We start from the raw sequence: 14402 nt of genomic DNA, 5'->3' as shown, positions 1-14402 counted from the left end.
GCCGGAATGTGGGAGGATGGAGTGGCCACCTTTGACAGCGGCCCTCACGTAGAGACCTTTAGTCCTCCTTCCCGGTGGACGTGCGCGCTCCTTGGCGTCGTGATGATCGCGGCCGGCGTCCTGGCGCTGGGCGACGTCGTGTTCGCAACGATCATCAGCGTCAAGCTGATCGGGCTTACCGCAATCCTTGCCGGTGCATTCGAAATCATCCACGCGTTTTGGACGAAGGGATGGGGCGGATTCCTGTGGCAGATCCTGCTCGGCGCGCTCTATCTTGCGTTCGGGTTGCTGCTGCTCGCGCAGCCAGTGGCCGGTGCCCTCCTCCTGACCTCCCTCCTTGGCGCTGTCCTGTTGGCATCGGGAATTATCCGGTGCGTGCTGAGCTTTGCGCATTGGCAACAAGGTGGCTGGCTGATGCTGGTTTCCGGCGTTATTGGGCTGGTCGCCGGGTTCCTGATCGTGTTCGGCTTCCCAGCCATCAGCGTCTGGGCGCTCGGATTCCTGCTTGGAGTCGATCTGATTTCGCACGGGCTGGCTTGGCTGCTCTACGCGCTCCAATCGGTGCGGAGAGCCAGCCGTGTCACACGAAGAGGAGCGCAACAATGAACGCTACGAGCCGCCGTGATTTCCTTGGTCTGGCCCAGAATGCTGTTGCCGCTGCCGCGATGGGTGCAATCGCCGTTCATTTCGTTGAAGGCGCGGAGGCGATGCCAGTGGCGCCTGATCCAAGAAATGCCGGAAAGCGGTCCGATCTCGTGACAGAAGCGCAATGGGGTCCCGGTTGGGGGCCTCCGCCACGCCGGCGGCGCCGACGATGGGTTTGCTGGTGGCGTCGCGGCCGCCGTGTTTGCGGCTGGCGATGGGTTTAGATGACCGTGAATGCCTTCCTCTGCTGACAGGCTGCAAATGCGGGCTCAGGCCTCATCGGGCATGATGGGAATTGCGCTCAGCAAAGCCGCCCCATCCCTTTCGCGTTGGCGATCGACTGCTCGACGAGATCGAACCCGGCATCAATCAGCGCCGCCGGCAGATAGGATGCGCGCGCGTTCCAGGCCTGGTTGAGGTCGAGGCGGATGCTGGCCCTGTCGGCAAGCGCGCGCTTGATGGCGGCGACATGCGCGATGCTGCGATGCGGATCGCGGTGTCCGACAAGTGACGGAGAGGAGATCTCCAGGCGAGAGTTGCCTGATCCTGATTTTGCCTCTATCCTGTCGCTGCACTTGATTGATGGCTCGATCAGCACCGAGACGCTCCTGAAAAAACTCGATCTTGAATCTCGGTCAGTTGACCAGAACAGAGATCTGATCGCCCCTCACGATGAGACAGGCGGCATGGAAGCTCAATCAACGACTTCCCCGCCTGCTGACCCCCGCATATCCAGTGGAAGCGATGACAGTCGTCCGGCTATGATGGGCAGCGAAGCAGCCGTACATCGAAGGGATGATGAGATCGCCTCGGATCCGCCTGCTTTCTTGATCCGCAAATTCGGCTCCGGGCTGCGAGACGCATCTCCAGGGTTCAATATCCTGAGCAAGCTAGCGCAACGCATGCAGAAAGCCGTTGGCGCTTGGCGCCGCCATCTCGAGCAGGACCAACTGCCGAAAGAGACCGGGCGCCCAGGTGCAAATATCGAGCGCGTACTGCTCGCGCTGCTGAGCCTGCTCGTAGTCGTGAGCTGCGCTGGCGCGATAGCCGCCCTCATGCAACTCAAATCCATCAAATCCGAACTAACCGCCCTGCAACGCGAACTGCTTCCGCTCAAAGAACGCGTAGCCAGGCTCGATCAGATCGAAAAGAGCAAGGAAGCACAAGACAAGGTGAGCGACCAAAAAACTCAATCGTCGCGAGAAAGCCGCGCTGAAGAGGCCCCACTTCTTTTCTCTCGCGAAGAGATTCAGCTTATTCGCGATTATATCAAGCCGGCTCCCGTTGCCGGCCCTCCCATGGCAACCATCGGCGTCGGCGATCCAGTCAGCGGCCCGACGATCCCCTTCCCGTCCCCTGTTACGGAAAAACTGTCCAAATTGATCGGCGCGACGTTTACGATCAGAAACGGCGCGATCATCATCCTCAAAAAGGACAGTCGTCGGGCTGACGCTGTGCTTGGACCGAACTAGGACGCGATCAGGGCTGGTTGTTCGGTGGCCTCTCGATAAACCTGCGGCTGCCGTTCAGCAACTCGAGATTATTGGCAATGACCGGATTGCCGGGATCGAGCGAATAAGCCTTCTCAAACTTTCGCCGCGCCGCGCTCAGATTGCCGCGCAGCATGTACGAGTACCCCTGATCATTCAGGATCTGAACCGTCTCGCCTCCAAGTCGGATCGCACGAGCGTAGGCCTGGTCAGCCAGGTCAAAACGACGCAACCGATCATAGCTCGCTGCGAGCCCGATCCAGGCCGTCACATCCTTCGGCGATTTCTCGACGGCGTCCTTGAAATAGCGCTGCGAAATCCCGTAACTGCCGCGGTTGAAATGCTCCAGCCCCAGCCGAACGGGTTCGTCCGACGGGTAATATTTGACGTCGGTCGGCTCCTGCACGGGATCTCCGCCCGGTGGATCCACGGGAGCCACGATTGCGGCCTCCCGCAATGTCTGCTCGCACCCAGCAAGGGCTGTCCCCAAACAGCAATAGATCAGCATTAAGATGATGCGCCGCATAACCCTCGTCCCCGCCTAGCCCGGCGCACTCGTTGGAATATCCTGGTTGAGTTGTCCAAGCTAAGCCCCTTTGGCTCCTTCACCTGGTTCCTACCCCGCCGCCGCCGACCGGCACCGATACGCCGGCAGACGATCCGGGCGGCAATCCGTCGATGTTGACGTTCTGGGTGACCGGAGGCTGCTGGCCCAAGAGTTTGGTCGCAGGCGAGATATCAGGAAGCTGATCCACCGGCTGTTGCGTCTTGCCGTAGCGCGTAACGGCGGCACCCACGCGCCGAGCGTCGTATGCAATCCTGCGATCACCGACGTTTCGCGGCCAGGGATGGATGGTGTGGGTGACGGCGTTGACCTGCTTGGCATCGCCGGCGGTCATCGTGATGGTGTCCGAGCGCTGGAAGTAGCGGTCCATCTCGTCATGGCCGGCGAGGCCGTAACATCCACCGAGCAGGAGGGGCGCGAACAGAACAAGATACTTTGTGGCCATCTCTCGCTCCGCTAGTTGAGGGTCTTTACGACCGGCTGGTCGGTAACGACGGCGGCCGGCGCGGGAACGGGAGCCCTGAGCTCAGGGGCGATGATATGGCCGTACGGGCCCTTCACGTCGCCGCCCGAGTTGACGTAGTCATTGTAACGCTTGCGGACTTCCATCTGGCCATTGAGGAAGAAATCGACGTCGTTGGCCGGAAGGCGCGAGTCGAGCGGAGACGCCAATTGCTGACCTGGCGCCGCCGGCGCAACCAGGCGCGGCGTGACGATGATGACAAGGTCCGTTTCCTGCTGCTGGTACGACTTGCTGCTGAACAAGCTTCCGATAACGGGCACCGAGCCGATCCAGGGCAGCTGCGAAACGTCCTGCCGGTTGCGAGTCTGGAGCAAGCCGGCGATGGCAAAGCTCTGGCCGTCGCGCAGCTCGACCGTAGTGCGCGCGTCGCGGCGGCTCAACGCCGGAATGACCGTTCCCGCAATCTGCACCGCATTGGAGAAATCAAGCTCGCTGACCGACGGCTCGACCCGAAGGTTGATCACGCCGCGCGACAACACGGTCGGAACGAACGCCAGCTCGACGCCGAATTTCTTGAATTCGATGGTCACCGTCGGAACCAATCCTGCGGTCCCCGCCGTAGACGCCACCGGCACCGGAAATTCACCGCCAGCCAGGAAACGCGCCGCATCGCCGGACAGCGTGGTCAGGTTCGGCTCGGCGAGCCGGCGAGCCAATCCTTTGGTTTCCAACGCAGAGATCAGCAGGTCGACCGAACCACCGTTGGATGTCCGAATGATGCTAGTCAACAAGCTTCCGAACGGCGTAGGTGACACACCACCTGCGGTGCCGACGAGCGTCCCGATCGTTCCGAGGACCGGAAGGCTGCCGGTCGGAGGAGAGCCGACCGCGCCATTGACGCCACCGATTGGCTGTCGACTTGCCGTCGCAGCGCCCAGGCCTGTATTCCCGACATTTGTACCATTGGCATTCGCCGCATAAAGGTTAACGCCCAGATTGCGACCGGCATCCCGGTTCACCTCGAGAAAGCGCACCTCCAGCATCACCTGTTGCGGCGCTGCGACGCTCATGGCGTTGACGACGACGCCCCCCTTCGCAACGGTGCTGGTGGCGATGGCCATGGCCCGCTCGGCCACCACGGCGTCGGCGGCGGTTCCGCTGAGCACCACCTGCCCCTCGGAGGCCGAGACGCGAATACCCTGCCCGCCGGTGCTGGACCGGATGTTCTGCTGCAGGTTTCCGGTATCGATCACGACCTCGACGTCGAGGATCCCGATCTGCTTCATCGAACTGTCGAACAGAATGACGTTCGTGGTGCCGGTCTGCTTGCCCTGGACATAGATCATGTGATCGCTCAGCGATTTCACATCGACGATGTCAGGCGAGCCCGCGACGATCGTTGCAAAAGGCGTGTCGACCTTGAAGGTGCGTGACTTATTGACGACGACCTTGACCCGCTGGACGTCGTTCATCTCGCTGACGAAGACGCCGCCGGAGGAGCCCCGCCGGTCTGCGGCCTCCGCGCTGTCAGCGGACCCGCACAAGGCCAGCGCCGCGCCAAAACCCATCGCGCCGAATGCGAGCAGGCTTCCTACCCTTTTACCTGAAATGCGACCGCCACCCATTCGAGTCCCCCTGCTGCGATCCGCGGCCTGCCCGCAAATCTACGCACTCGATGTTCCCCTAAGCATCCCCTCTGCGCACCACGTCGCAGAGCTTACATTCCGTCCCACTACAAATCGTTACTTGGTGTTTCCGAGATCATCATCCTTCATCCTGCCTCCTTGCAAGTAGAGACGTTTATCGCACTGCGGCAAGAGCGAGAGAAAACTTTGCAATGTTGCCAGTGAGCACCACTTTCCCCCACCTGCTCTGAACTATCCTGCATTGAAGCCGCGCACGAGTTCCCGCCGGCACTCCGCTTTGGCAAGTTCCCTATCGGTTTTCGGAAATTCTCTGTTCGGGTAACCGGCACTTGCTCTCCCCCGCTCACGGAAATCCAGACGCATGCTGGGATGGTTGCCCATTACCACTAAAAGGGAATCGTTGTGGACGCGCTCGGCGCGTTCAATGTTGTGCCCCATATCGGCATCAGCATCTTGAAGCTCGGATCAGATGCCGTGACCGTGAGCGCAGAGGCTCCCCCAGTCGTGCTCAGCGTAGGCGTGAGCCCGCCGGCGAACAGCATTGGGGCAACGGCTTGTTTGGCCGCATCGGATGGCAAGGGATCACCGGTACAGGTTGGTGTGGTTCTGCTGAGCGCGCTATTGACGTAGCAGTCGTTGATCATCCAGGTCCGAGCACCGGCATTCGCGAGCGCCCGCAAGGACTGCATGGTGATTGCGTATCGCCCCAGATCGAAGATGGTGAACATCAAGAGGAAAAGCGGCAGAGCAACGAGGCAGAATTCCATCGCCCCGATGCCGCGCTGATCGAGTTTTCTCATCACTGCACCAACTGGACATACTGGCTTTTAGGCAGCTTCGTTTGCGATGGGCACCCTGTGGTGTCAAACGTCGCATTGCCGTTGAACGAGATCGAGGCGGCGATCAACTGGCCACAACCGCCGGCTGTGCCGCCGACGGCAATCGTCGGATTGCCCTGAAACGTCACATCTGCCGTCGGCGCGTAGATGTTTCCTGTGAGGGTGATGTTACTATTGCCACCAAAGGTCATAGGCGGCGCTGGCGTCACTGGGGCAACGTACATGGCCATATACTGGAACAATCCAGCGCTGGACTGAAGGGCCGCGGGAAGCGACGAGTTGCTCGGGGCGGTTGCCGGTCCCGCGAGGGTGAGCGTGCCGCCCCCCTTCGTGTCAATGGTCGCCCCTGGCAACAGGATGAAGGTCACTCCCGCCGAACCGTTGATCGAGGAGCCGCCGGTGAGGGTCAGAGTACCAGATATGAAGTACACCCCCCCTGCTGCCAACGTCAGGGCGTCGGTCCCCTTCGTCTTGAAACCATCGTTCGTGCACGGCTTGGCAGCCGTGTAGGGAGTGAGCGCAGTTGCGGGGGTGCATTTTGCTAGACCGCATTTGGCAGGGAGCGAGGGGCTCGCTCCGCACAACGTGGTGAGGGCGCCATCAAGATCGGCGAAGGGATTCTTGGTCGGGGCGGGCAAATAGGTCAGCGCCGAGCTACAGAACGACGCGGCGCCCGTGCAGCCGCCGACAGTCGACAGCGAGCCGAGGTTCATGCTCATCCCGCCGCCGGTAAAGTTTATTGCGTCCTTGGCGGGATCGTTCGAGGCCATGCCGCAATTCGGCGCATTGATATTCGGACTGCCCTGGAAACTGATAGAGCCCGTCAATGACAGAACGCAGGGCGGGAACAGCACGCTTTTTACCGAGGCCACGGCTGTCGCGGGAATAGTGACAGTGGTCAGCCCGAGCACTTGCGCCAGGTATGCGGGCTGTTGCTGACTAACCGTGGCCTGAACGTAAGTACCGGCCGCCCCGTTCCATGAAGTGAGCGAGGCGATCTGGACGGACTGCGAGATTCCCGCTGGAAGGCTAGCGCCACACTGTGAGCCGGGATAGGCGGTGCCGCCCGCGTTGCAAAACGCGTTCGCTGCCGCGGCTTGCTTGGCGCGATAGTCCACTGTTTGGGTCACCGCGCAGGGTGCGTTCGACAGGCATAGTTGCTGCATGGCCCCCGAAACGGCTGCCGCATCGGCGGCATTCTGCGCGTGCTGCTTGGTGACGTACCACGATCCCGCCTCGCCCCCGAGTGCGACCACTCCGATCAGCGGCATTAGGGCAATAACGGTTGCGAAGGCGGCGGCGCCACGACGAGAGCGAAGCAAGCTACGCATCGACCACTCCTATTGAAACCGTTGCGCGTACGACAGCGTGTATGAACAGGGATTGGCGTTACCGCTCGCACACAACACCGTTGTCAGGATGATGGGCGACATGGTGACGGTCGTCGTGTACGAGTAGTGTTTGGGCGAACCAGAGTTGGCTGCGGAGCAGGCAGCCATGGTGTCACCGCAAAGGACCTGGAGATTGTTGATGGGATAACCGGCGACCGACGTCGGGAGCGCCGACTTCCAGGCCGCCCAGTTGGTCACGTCCTCTGGCGGGTCGTACTGGATCCGTTGTCCGAAGGCACGCACGGCCTCCCACGCGGATACGAACTGAAAGCCGGCGGCCGCAACATCGGCGAGCGGCAGAAGCAGGCTTACGCCAAGGAAACCGAAAACGATCAGCATTTCAAACGCAGCGGCGCCGCGCTGATCCCTGATGAAAGACTTTCGACGGTGCACGCGCCCGCCTCGACGGGCACTTACCACGTCCGGATGCCGACTCCGACCACAAGCAATTTGAACGATGTCCATGACAATTCGGCCACGCATGGCCGCTCACCAAACATAAGGGACCAATCTCCAACGCGACACTTCGTAACTGGAATACTCCGGGCAGGTGCGCCGAAGCAGGTCTTCCTCGTAGAGAATTCGGCAGACCTGAACGCCGATATGCAGGACCAGCACGACCACCGTGAGCGGCGTCAGATACTGCAGCACCACGCCCACGATCACGATCTCTTCCGCGAAATAGAGCGGATGCTTGATCCATCGATAGGGACCGGTTTGCACGACTGTACGCGCCTGCGGCACCAGGCTGAACGACCGCCCCAGGTGTCGGATGGTGACGAGCATCATGATCATGCCGATCAGCACGCAGGCGGTGGACAGCAAGTTCGGCAACGCCTGGTCCGTTTTGCCGAAGAAAGTGATCGTCCACGGCAAGTAGGAGCCGACGAACGCAGCGATCCGGGGCAGCAGCCCATCCGCATGCGCCTTGGCCGGTGACCTCGTCATTATCAATGCGGCCAGGAGGACGTAAAAGACGGCAAGGCAAACACTCGACAGGAGCGATGGCCAGGGCTCGGCAAATGACCCGATTCTGATGGCGACGCAAAATGCCAGCAGCATGAACCACAGGCTTCCGAGCACCTGCATCATCATCTCGTAAGGCCGGCTTTTCGACAGGGCTACTGTGCTCATGAGCTACTTCATGCCTATGTTGGAGAATGTACGCACGAGGTGCAGAAACGGACTTCCACCCAATATGATGAACATGGCCGGCAGCATGAACAACACCATCGGAATGGTCAGCTTCGCGCCCAGCTTGTGCGCGCGTTCTTCGAGCTTGGTGATACGTTCTCGCCGGAGGTCGGCCGCGATCGCGCGCAGAGCCTGCCCCAGTGGCGTTCCGTATTGCAGGCTTTGGCTGACCATGGTGCCGAACCGGCGAAGTCCTTCCGACGTGGATCCCAATTTCTCGAATGCCTCGCTGCGATTTGGCAATATCCGGAGATCATCGAGAAGGCCGTACAACACCCGGGCCATGGCGGGATCAGTCTGCTTCATTTCTTCCGCGACGCGTTCGAGCGCGCTCTCCAAACCCATTCCCGCCTCGCTGCAGACAACCAGCAAGTCGATCATGTCCGGCGTGCCTCGCCGAATGCCGGCATTGAAACGCCGTGTCAGAACCAACAGGACCAGCCGCGGCCCCATGATTCCGAGCACCACGCCGATGAGACTGAAGATCAACACATCGGTCAGTGGCTTCCCAAAAAGCTGCGCAACGAACAAGGCAATGATCGGAAACAAGAACATGCTGACAGTCTTGATGCCGATCCAGATCGAAACGGTCCGGTGAGGATTCAACCCCGACGATTGGACGATGGCTCGGAGCTGATCCAGATTTTCCGCGGAGTAGAACCGTCGATACCGCGTACCGAGCGACGAAAGCCAGCCGATCATGTCCTGGAGTGGCGCTGACCGGGTGGGAACGCCCATCACGGCGTTGGCCACCCGGATGTTCAACGCACGAATGTGGATCTCGTGGATGATCAACACGAAGGTCGCGGTCGCAAGTGCAACAGCGAGGGCAACCAAACTAAGACCAACAGTCATAGCGCTGTTTCCCTTCTGACCATCCAACGTATCACAAGGGACCCGATGATCACCGAGGCTGCGGCGTAAGCCAGAAGCCTGTTTCCGGTCGGATCATAGAGCAGCAGATCGACCGTTTCCGGATTGATCGCATAGAGCAGCCCACCGACTATGACGGGCGACACCGACAGCGCGCGTGAGGAAAAGATCACCTCTCCAGCCAGAGCCTTCGCGCGAGCAGCGAGCGCAACACGCTGCCTCACGGTATCTCCCAGTGTTTGCAACGTTTCGGTCAAGCTGCCACCTGCCTTCAACTGGACTGCAAGCGTGACCGCAAAGATCCCGTACTCCGTCACCTGGGTTCGCCGATAGACCGCTTCCACCGCCTCCTCCGGAGGTCTCCCCATGCTCACCTCGGTGCACACGATGGCGAACTGCCCAGCCGTCGGCTGCGGCATCTCGCGAGCAATGGTGCGAAAGGCTTCGGTCACGGGCAGCCCGGATCGAACGGTGCTTGTGACCAGTTGAATCGTGTCGGGGAGCTGTCGAAACAGTTGGCTGGCGAGACGGTGCCGCTGCCATCCAAACAGGCCTCGCACCACCATGATCGCTACGATCGCAGCCACCGGATAGGCGTAGAAGTTGGAGAACTTCAGCACGCTATTGGCATAAAGGATTGCGACTGCCGCGGTCAGACCGGAAAATAGCACATAGGCAGGGTGCCAGGCGTAAGCTATCCCATCCTTGTAACTGACCATACGGAAGAGAAGCTGCCAGCGGGACCCGGTCTCCAACCGACGAATGGAGGGCAGGTTCGCCGGATCTGAAACCGGCAGAGCTTGCGCGACCTGACGATCGATGCGTCGTTGCCGTGCGTCGAGCCACAGCGTCACGACTGCTGCGCCTAGCAGGAGCACAAGGTCAATGGTGGTCAAAAACTGCGGCATTATAGCTGCCTCATAGCCTCGGCCCAGGCCCGATCGAGCCCATAATAGGTAAGACGGCTCTTGAATTTCGGGACCGCCGGGGTGGACCTGTAGGTGCCCGATATCCGCCCGTGTGCATCTTCGTGTTCGTACTCGAACGCCGCGATGTCATTAGTGGTGATCACCTCGCCTTCCAGCCCGATCACCTCTGCGATCTGGATAACGCGGCGCTGTCCATCACGCATGCGTTCGACTTGCACGATAATGTCCAGCGCCGCGACGATCTGAGATCGGATCGCCCGCAGCGGCAGATTTGGCTGTCCCATCTGCACCATGTTCTCAATACGGGTCATTGCGTCGCGTGCGCTGTTCGCATGCACCGTGGAGATCGAGCCATCATGGCCGGTATTCATCGCTTGGAGCATGTCGAACGCTTCGGCGCCGCGCACCTCGCCTACGACGATCCGGTCAGGACGCATCCGCAGCGCATTCCACACCAGATCGCGTTGCGTCACCTGCCCGGTGCCTTCCAGGCTGGGAGGCCGGGTCTCGAGGCTGATCACGTGGGGTTGTTGAAGCTGCAGCTCGGCCGCATCCTCGATGGTGACAATGCGTTCGCTGTGATCGATGAATTGGCTCAGGGCGTTGAGCAGCGTCGTCTTGCCGGACCCGGTACCGCCTGAGACCAGAACATTGAGCCGGGATCGGGCGGCGATCTCCAGCAATTGTCCAATAGCCGCGGTCATTGAGCCGTTTGCGATCATGCCGGCCGTATCCAAGCGGCGGCTCGGAAATTTTCGGATCGAAATGCAGGGACTATGAATCGCCAGCGGCGGGAAGATGATGTTGACCCGGCTGCCGTCCGGCAAGCGGCAGTCCACCATTGGGCTGGATTCGTCAATTCGACGCCCGACCTGTGCTGCAATTTTCTGCGCCACCGATGCGATATGATCATTGTCGCGGAATCGTACCGCGATCCGTTCGAGCTTGCCGTTCCGCTCGACATAGATGTTGCTCGGTCCATTGACCATGATATCGTTGATCGATTGATCCAGCAGAAGCGGACGGAGCGGTCCGTAGCCGGTCATGTCGTCCGCAATCTCATCCGCCAGCTGAAGCTGCTCGCGGCCCGACAGCTCGAGCCGCTGCTCGTTGGCGATTCCGTGGATGATTTCCTCGATCTGCCGCCGAAGGACTTCGCGCGAAACAGTCGCGGCCACCGACGGCTCAATCTGCTCGATGACCCTTTCACGCAGCGAAGCCGGCATCACCGGCCGCTGGATCGGGGATTCGTCGTGCCTTGCAGATGCAGGCAGGCTTGGCGTCGATGCCGGCAAGCTCGGCGTCAATGCAGGCAAACGAGCTGGCGTGTCGTCTTCGCGCCGACCAAACTTTTTCATAGCCCGAGCAGCCTCCTCAACCGTCCCTTCCGCTCGGCTCCGACCCCGGTGATCTCCCGGACGATCGGAGCGAGGTGTCGCCGCAGCCCCGATACGTGCTTGAGAGCTGGAATTCCGAGATTGACCGCTTGGGTCATCCCCTTCCCGAGATCGGGAATCACCATGTCCGGCTCTGCGCCCAAAGCCCTGACGATCGTGGCCCTGGGAAGCCCCCCGGGACGACCGGCGCGGTTGAGCAAGGTAAAGACTCGATCCTTGCCGGCGATGTTGGTGACGGCGTTGCGGAGTGCATGGGCGTTGCGAAGTCCGGTGACCTCCGCTTCCAGCAACACCAGCACGTGACGGGAGAGAGTGATCACCGGATGGATCGATGGCGGGAACGGGACTGGCACATCGACAACGATGTAGTTGAACCTTTGACGGAGCAGACCCAACACGTGCCGCACCCCGGCCTCCGTGATGTTCAGTTGCGCATCCAGGTCCTCATCGGCGGAGATCAGGCAAACCCGCTCGTTGACATCAATCGCCGCGCGTTCGAGGAACAACGTGTCCGCCCGCATCGGATTTTCCAGCGCGATGCGCAGCCCCGGCCCGGGCTGGACCCCCAGCATCACCGACGTTTCGCCGCCTTGCAGATGAAGGTCGAGCAGCGCGACCTTGGCCTTGGTGGTCTCGGCCAGTTGCAGTGCGAGATTGATGGCGATGCTCGTTGCTCCGGCGCCTCCCTGTGCCCCGCAGATCGAGACCACATGCCCGCCACGATCGTTTTGAGCGGAAGCCACATCGCCAAGCAGCTTCGGGCGGAGCTGATCCAGCACGATATCGCGCGTCAGCGGTCTCGGCAGATACTCCGTCAAGCCGATTTCCATGAGCTCGCGGTAGAAAGTGATCTCCCTGCTCTCACCGATCAGGGCCACCCGGACGTCGGGCGGGCAGACGCCGGCCAACCTCTCCAGTTCGGTAAATGGATCATCGATCCCGCTGATGTCCGTCACCAACGCAAATAGTTCGGTGTCGGTTTCGAGCATCCGTATGGCATTGCGGATCGTGCCACGCCGGATCGACAAGTTGCTACCCTCGAGCCCTTTGCGCAGAGCCGCTGCACTAAGCTCGTCATTGACGAAACAGACGATTCGGTTACGCGTTACAACAGACGCTGCTTCTTCAGGCGGACTGACTACTGCTATGTTAGCGACCACCACTGCCTCCCCTACTGACGCGACGATACGGCCGAAGCGACCGACGTTGATGTTGATGGAGCAATTGCCGGCGACGCATCGCCAATCACCGCCGTGCGCGTATTCCCCGCATCGTCTTTCCTTACCGAGTATTTCGTGCTGTTATTGCGGGCATAAATCACGACCGTCGCGTCCGTCTCCCCCACGTCCTGCCGATCGACCGCTGAGCGCACGGCCAGGGAGAGCTTTCCGAGCTGCGCTGCGATGATGACTTTCTTGACCTGCTCGGGCGCAAGCTGCAACGATACGGTGCGCGCGACCTTGCCGGCCGTGGAGTTGCTGGCCGAGCCGCCCTGCACAATCTCCTGGTCAATCGCGACAATTCGAACGTTGTGAGCGACGGTTTCGCTCAGCGCGCCATGCTGGTGATCCGGATCCTGCTTCTCGCCATTTGGCGTCGATGGCTGCTGGGTCAATACGACATCCACATAGTCGCCCGGCCAGATCAGGCCCGAGACACCGGAGGCGGCATCAACGTTGATGCTGACGGCGCGGCTATCCGGTGCCAGGACGCTGGCGAGAAAACCCCGTTCGCGCGGGCGCAATATGTCTTTTGATGTGACAGGACTGCCAGTGTCGAGGAAGTTGCGAACCAGAGATCCGCGAAGTCCGATCCTGGCGTCGGGGGTGTCGATGATTGCGCCTGCAGGCACTCCATCCGATGACGGCACGGAGCGTACTGTGAAATCTTCATCGCGGGCCAGCGTCCCTCTCGGGAGTGGGTGTACCGCGACAAAATACCCGACAGGGGGAGGCGCCGGAACGCTCTCCGTGACCTGGGCGACCGGGATCTGTTCTTTCGGCAGGTTCATGTTGTAGCCGATGAGCCCGAGCGCAACGGTCGCGAACAAGAACACCATGATGATCGAGAGACGCAAAGCGGATGACATGTCAAAGTCCTCTGCTGAAAACGGTCCAGATACCACCGGACGCTATGGCAACCCCGTAAGGTAGCGGCGCGTGTCGCAAATGACGCCACCGCTCGACCGCGTAGACGCGGCGTGCGAACGACGATCCGTCGGGCGCTAGTCTGGGATATGGCAGGAGGCGCATCATCAGATGCACCAGGGCAAGAACACCGCCGGCCAGCGCGGTTACGGTCAATAGCTGAATGACACCCGTCAGCGGGAGACCGATCGACAAGGCAACCAGCAACTTGACGTCGCCGCCACCAATCCATCCCTGCTGATAAATCATGAACAGCAGCAGGAACAGGATCGCCGCGGCGATCAGGGATTCGACGAGTTGCATCGGGCTGCCCAATTGAGCGGCGATCCCGAGGAGCGCCAGCACCAGGCAGATGTCATTTCGGATCAAGCGCGTCGCAACATCGATTGTTGCGACATACAGCAGCAACAGGATTTCGAGATACGAGGTTATGGGAACGATCCAACTCACGGAATGCAGCCTCAAGAAAAGCGAGCGCACATCAATAAGCTTTAAGTGGGTCACGTGAGAGAAGAAGCGGAGGGGCATATGTCGATGCCCCCTCCGGCGTCAGATGGTTGTACTACACGGCTCCAGTGAAGGCGGCGGTGATAGTGCCGATCCCACTCGTCAGCGCCGTCCCGATGGCACCGGTCGCTCCCGTACCGAACGCCGCAGACACTGCGCCGATGATACAGGCCGCGACGATGATGTACTCGAACGACACCACGCCGTCCTGATCCGTGCGAAGGTTCTTCAAGGCTTCGATGGCCTTGACATGATAGTTCAACATACGAAGCACTCCTTCTTGCAAGATGACCCACCACTGCTGGGAGGCACATTC

18 protein-coding genes are annotated in these 14402 nt (G+C 60.7%); 4 read left to right on the top strand and 14 right to left on the bottom strand.

Annotated elements, in window-relative coordinates:
• Positions 1–21 precede the first annotated feature (21 nt).
• From B5V03_RS01065 to B5V03_RS42155, 4 genes are all read left to right on the top strand, one after another.
• The gene (locus B5V03_RS01065; RefSeq protein WP_245502130.1) at positions 22–606 is read left to right on the top strand and encodes an HdeD family acid-resistance protein; all 585 of its coding nucleotides are present in this window, start codon (positions 22–24) and stop codon (positions 604–606) included.
• Complete coding sequence (locus tag B5V03_RS42975; RefSeq protein WP_129267668.1) at positions 603–869, top strand: twin-arginine translocation signal domain-containing protein; 267 nt, start codon at positions 603–605, stop codon at positions 867–869. Before B5V03_RS01065 ends, B5V03_RS42975 begins: the two co-directional genes overlap by 4 nt.
• Positions 870–940: 71 nt before the next feature.
• Positions 941–1156: a hypothetical protein gene (locus B5V03_RS01055; RefSeq protein ID WP_129267427.1), complete on the top strand. Its 216-nt coding sequence runs from the start codon at positions 941–943 to the stop codon at positions 1154–1156.
• 25 nt (positions 1157–1181) lie between these two features.
• Positions 1182–2117 carry a hypothetical protein gene (locus B5V03_RS42155; RefSeq protein WP_245502129.1) on the top strand — a complete coding sequence of 312 codons (936 nt, stop codon included), beginning with the start codon at positions 1182–1184 and terminating at the stop codon, positions 2115–2117.
• A gap of 7 nt (positions 2118–2124) precedes the next feature.
• Here the strand turns inward: B5V03_RS42155 and B5V03_RS01045 are convergent, their stop codons facing one another.
• From B5V03_RS01045 to B5V03_RS00980, 14 genes are all read right to left on the bottom strand, one after another.
• Complete coding sequence (locus B5V03_RS01045) at positions 2125–2661, bottom strand: tetratricopeptide repeat protein (RefSeq protein WP_129267426.1); 537 nt, start codon at positions 2659–2661, stop codon at positions 2125–2127.
• 79 nt (positions 2662–2740) lie between these two features.
• Positions 2741–3145, bottom strand: a complete 405-nt coding sequence (locus B5V03_RS01040) for a hypothetical protein (RefSeq protein ID WP_129267425.1) — start codon at positions 3143–3145, stop codon at positions 2741–2743.
• A gap of 11 nt (positions 3146–3156) precedes the next feature.
• The gene (locus B5V03_RS01035) at positions 3157–4788 is read right to left on the bottom strand and encodes a type II and III secretion system protein family protein (RefSeq protein WP_129267424.1); all 1632 of its coding nucleotides are present in this window, start codon (positions 4786–4788) and stop codon (positions 3157–3159) included.
• Positions 4789–5195: 407 nt separating this feature from the next.
• Positions 5196–5609, bottom strand: coding sequence for a TadE family protein (locus B5V03_RS01030; protein ID WP_245502128.1), 414 nt, complete (start codon positions 5607–5609; stop codon positions 5196–5198).
• Positions 5609–6979, bottom strand: a complete 1371-nt coding sequence (locus tag B5V03_RS01025) for a pilus assembly protein TadG-related protein (RefSeq protein ID WP_129267422.1) — start codon at positions 6977–6979, stop codon at positions 5609–5611. Before B5V03_RS01025 ends, B5V03_RS01030 begins: the two co-directional genes overlap by 1 nt.
• 9 nt (positions 6980–6988) lie before the next feature.
• Positions 6989–7504 carry a hypothetical protein gene (locus B5V03_RS01020; protein WP_245502127.1) on the bottom strand — a complete coding sequence of 172 codons (516 nt, stop codon included), beginning with the start codon at positions 7502–7504 and terminating at the stop codon, positions 6989–6991.
• A gap of 24 nt (positions 7505–7528) precedes the next feature.
• Positions 7529–8173 carry a methyltransferase family protein gene (locus tag B5V03_RS01015; RefSeq protein WP_129267421.1) on the bottom strand — a complete coding sequence of 215 codons (645 nt, stop codon included), beginning with the start codon at positions 8171–8173 and terminating at the stop codon, positions 7529–7531.
• 3 nt (positions 8174–8176) lie between these two features.
• Positions 8177–9088, bottom strand: a complete 912-nt coding sequence (locus B5V03_RS01010; protein ID WP_129267420.1) for a type II secretion system F family protein — start codon at positions 9086–9088, stop codon at positions 8177–8179.
• On the bottom strand, positions 9085–10014 hold the full coding sequence (locus B5V03_RS01005) for a type II secretion system F family protein (protein ID WP_129267419.1): 930 nt from the start codon (positions 10012–10014) through the stop codon (positions 9085–9087). Before B5V03_RS01005 ends, B5V03_RS01010 begins: the two co-directional genes overlap by 4 nt.
• Positions 10014–11393, bottom strand: coding sequence for a CpaF family protein (locus tag B5V03_RS01000; protein ID WP_129267418.1), 1380 nt, complete (start codon positions 11391–11393; stop codon positions 10014–10016). Before B5V03_RS01000 ends, B5V03_RS01005 begins: the two co-directional genes overlap by 1 nt.
• On the bottom strand, positions 11390–12460 hold the full coding sequence (locus tag B5V03_RS00995) for an AAA family ATPase (RefSeq protein WP_245502126.1): 1071 nt from the start codon (positions 12458–12460) through the stop codon (positions 11390–11392). Before B5V03_RS00995 ends, B5V03_RS01000 begins: the two co-directional genes overlap by 4 nt.
• 143 nt (positions 12461–12603) lie before the next feature.
• A complete protein-coding gene (gene cpaB / locus B5V03_RS00990) occupies positions 12604–13521 on the bottom strand; it encodes a Flp pilus assembly protein CpaB (RefSeq protein ID WP_129267416.1) in 918 nt (305 codons plus the stop codon).
• A 1-nt stretch (position 13522) separates the two neighbouring features.
• Positions 13523–14038, bottom strand: a complete 516-nt coding sequence (locus B5V03_RS00985) for an A24 family peptidase (RefSeq protein ID WP_129267665.1) — start codon at positions 14036–14038, stop codon at positions 13523–13525.
• Between the two features lie 103 nt (positions 14039–14141).
• Complete coding sequence (locus B5V03_RS00980; protein ID WP_129267415.1) at positions 14142–14351, bottom strand: hypothetical protein; 210 nt, start codon at positions 14349–14351, stop codon at positions 14142–14144.
• Positions 14352–14402: the final 51 nt, after the last annotated feature.

Source organism: Bradyrhizobium betae, from assembly GCF_004123905.1.
Taxonomy (GTDB): domain Bacteria; phylum Pseudomonadota; class Alphaproteobacteria; order Rhizobiales; family Xanthobacteraceae; genus Bradyrhizobium; species Bradyrhizobium betae_A.
Note: the sequence above shows the minus strand (reverse complement) of the source record. Positions and strands in the feature narration are given on the sequence as shown.

What these genes read in the sequence shown, in the direction of transcription:
- B5V03_RS42975 (WP_129267668.1), top strand. Translation starts at nt 603, where the DNA reads ATGAACGCTACGAGCCGCCGTGATTTCCTTGGTCTGGCCCAGAATGCT.
- B5V03_RS01045 (WP_129267426.1), bottom strand. Translation starts at nt 2,661, where the DNA reads ATGCGGCGCATCATCTTAATGCTGATCTATTGCTGTTTGGGGACAGCC.
- B5V03_RS01040 (WP_129267425.1), bottom strand. Translation starts at nt 3,145, where the DNA reads ATGGCCACAAAGTATCTTGTTCTGTTCGCGCCCCTCCTGCTCGGTGGA.
- B5V03_RS01035 (WP_129267424.1), bottom strand. Translation starts at nt 4,788, where the DNA reads ATGGGTGGCGGTCGCATTTCAGGTAAAAGGGTAGGAAGCCTGCTCGCA.
- B5V03_RS01030 (WP_245502128.1), bottom strand. Translation starts at nt 5,609, where the DNA reads ATGAGAAAACTCGATCAGCGCGGCATCGGGGCGATGGAATTCTGCCTC.
- B5V03_RS01025 (WP_129267422.1), bottom strand. Translation starts at nt 6,979, where the DNA reads ATGCGTAGCTTGCTTCGCTCTCGTCGTGGCGCCGCCGCCTTCGCAACC.
- B5V03_RS01020 (WP_245502127.1), bottom strand. Translation starts at nt 7,504, where the DNA reads ATGGACATCGTTCAAATTGCTTGTGGTCGGAGTCGGCATCCGGACGTG.
- B5V03_RS01015 (WP_129267421.1), bottom strand. Translation starts at nt 8,173, where the DNA reads ATGAGCACAGTAGCCCTGTCGAAAAGCCGGCCTTACGAGATGATGATG.
- B5V03_RS01010 (WP_129267420.1), bottom strand. Translation starts at nt 9,088, where the DNA reads ATGACTGTTGGTCTTAGTTTGGTTGCCCTCGCTGTTGCACTTGCGACC.
- B5V03_RS01005 (WP_129267419.1), bottom strand. Translation starts at nt 10,014, where the DNA reads ATGCCGCAGTTTTTGACCACCATTGACCTTGTGCTCCTGCTAGGCGCA.
- B5V03_RS01000 (WP_129267418.1), bottom strand. Translation starts at nt 11,393, where the DNA reads ATGAAAAAGTTTGGTCGGCGCGAAGACGACACGCCAGCTCGTTTGCCT.
- cpaB (WP_129267416.1), bottom strand. Translation starts at nt 13,521, where the DNA reads ATGTCATCCGCTTTGCGTCTCTCGATCATCATGGTGTTCTTGTTCGCG.
- B5V03_RS00980 (WP_129267415.1), bottom strand. Translation starts at nt 14,351, where the DNA reads ATGTTGAACTATCATGTCAAGGCCATCGAAGCCTTGAAGAACCTTCGC.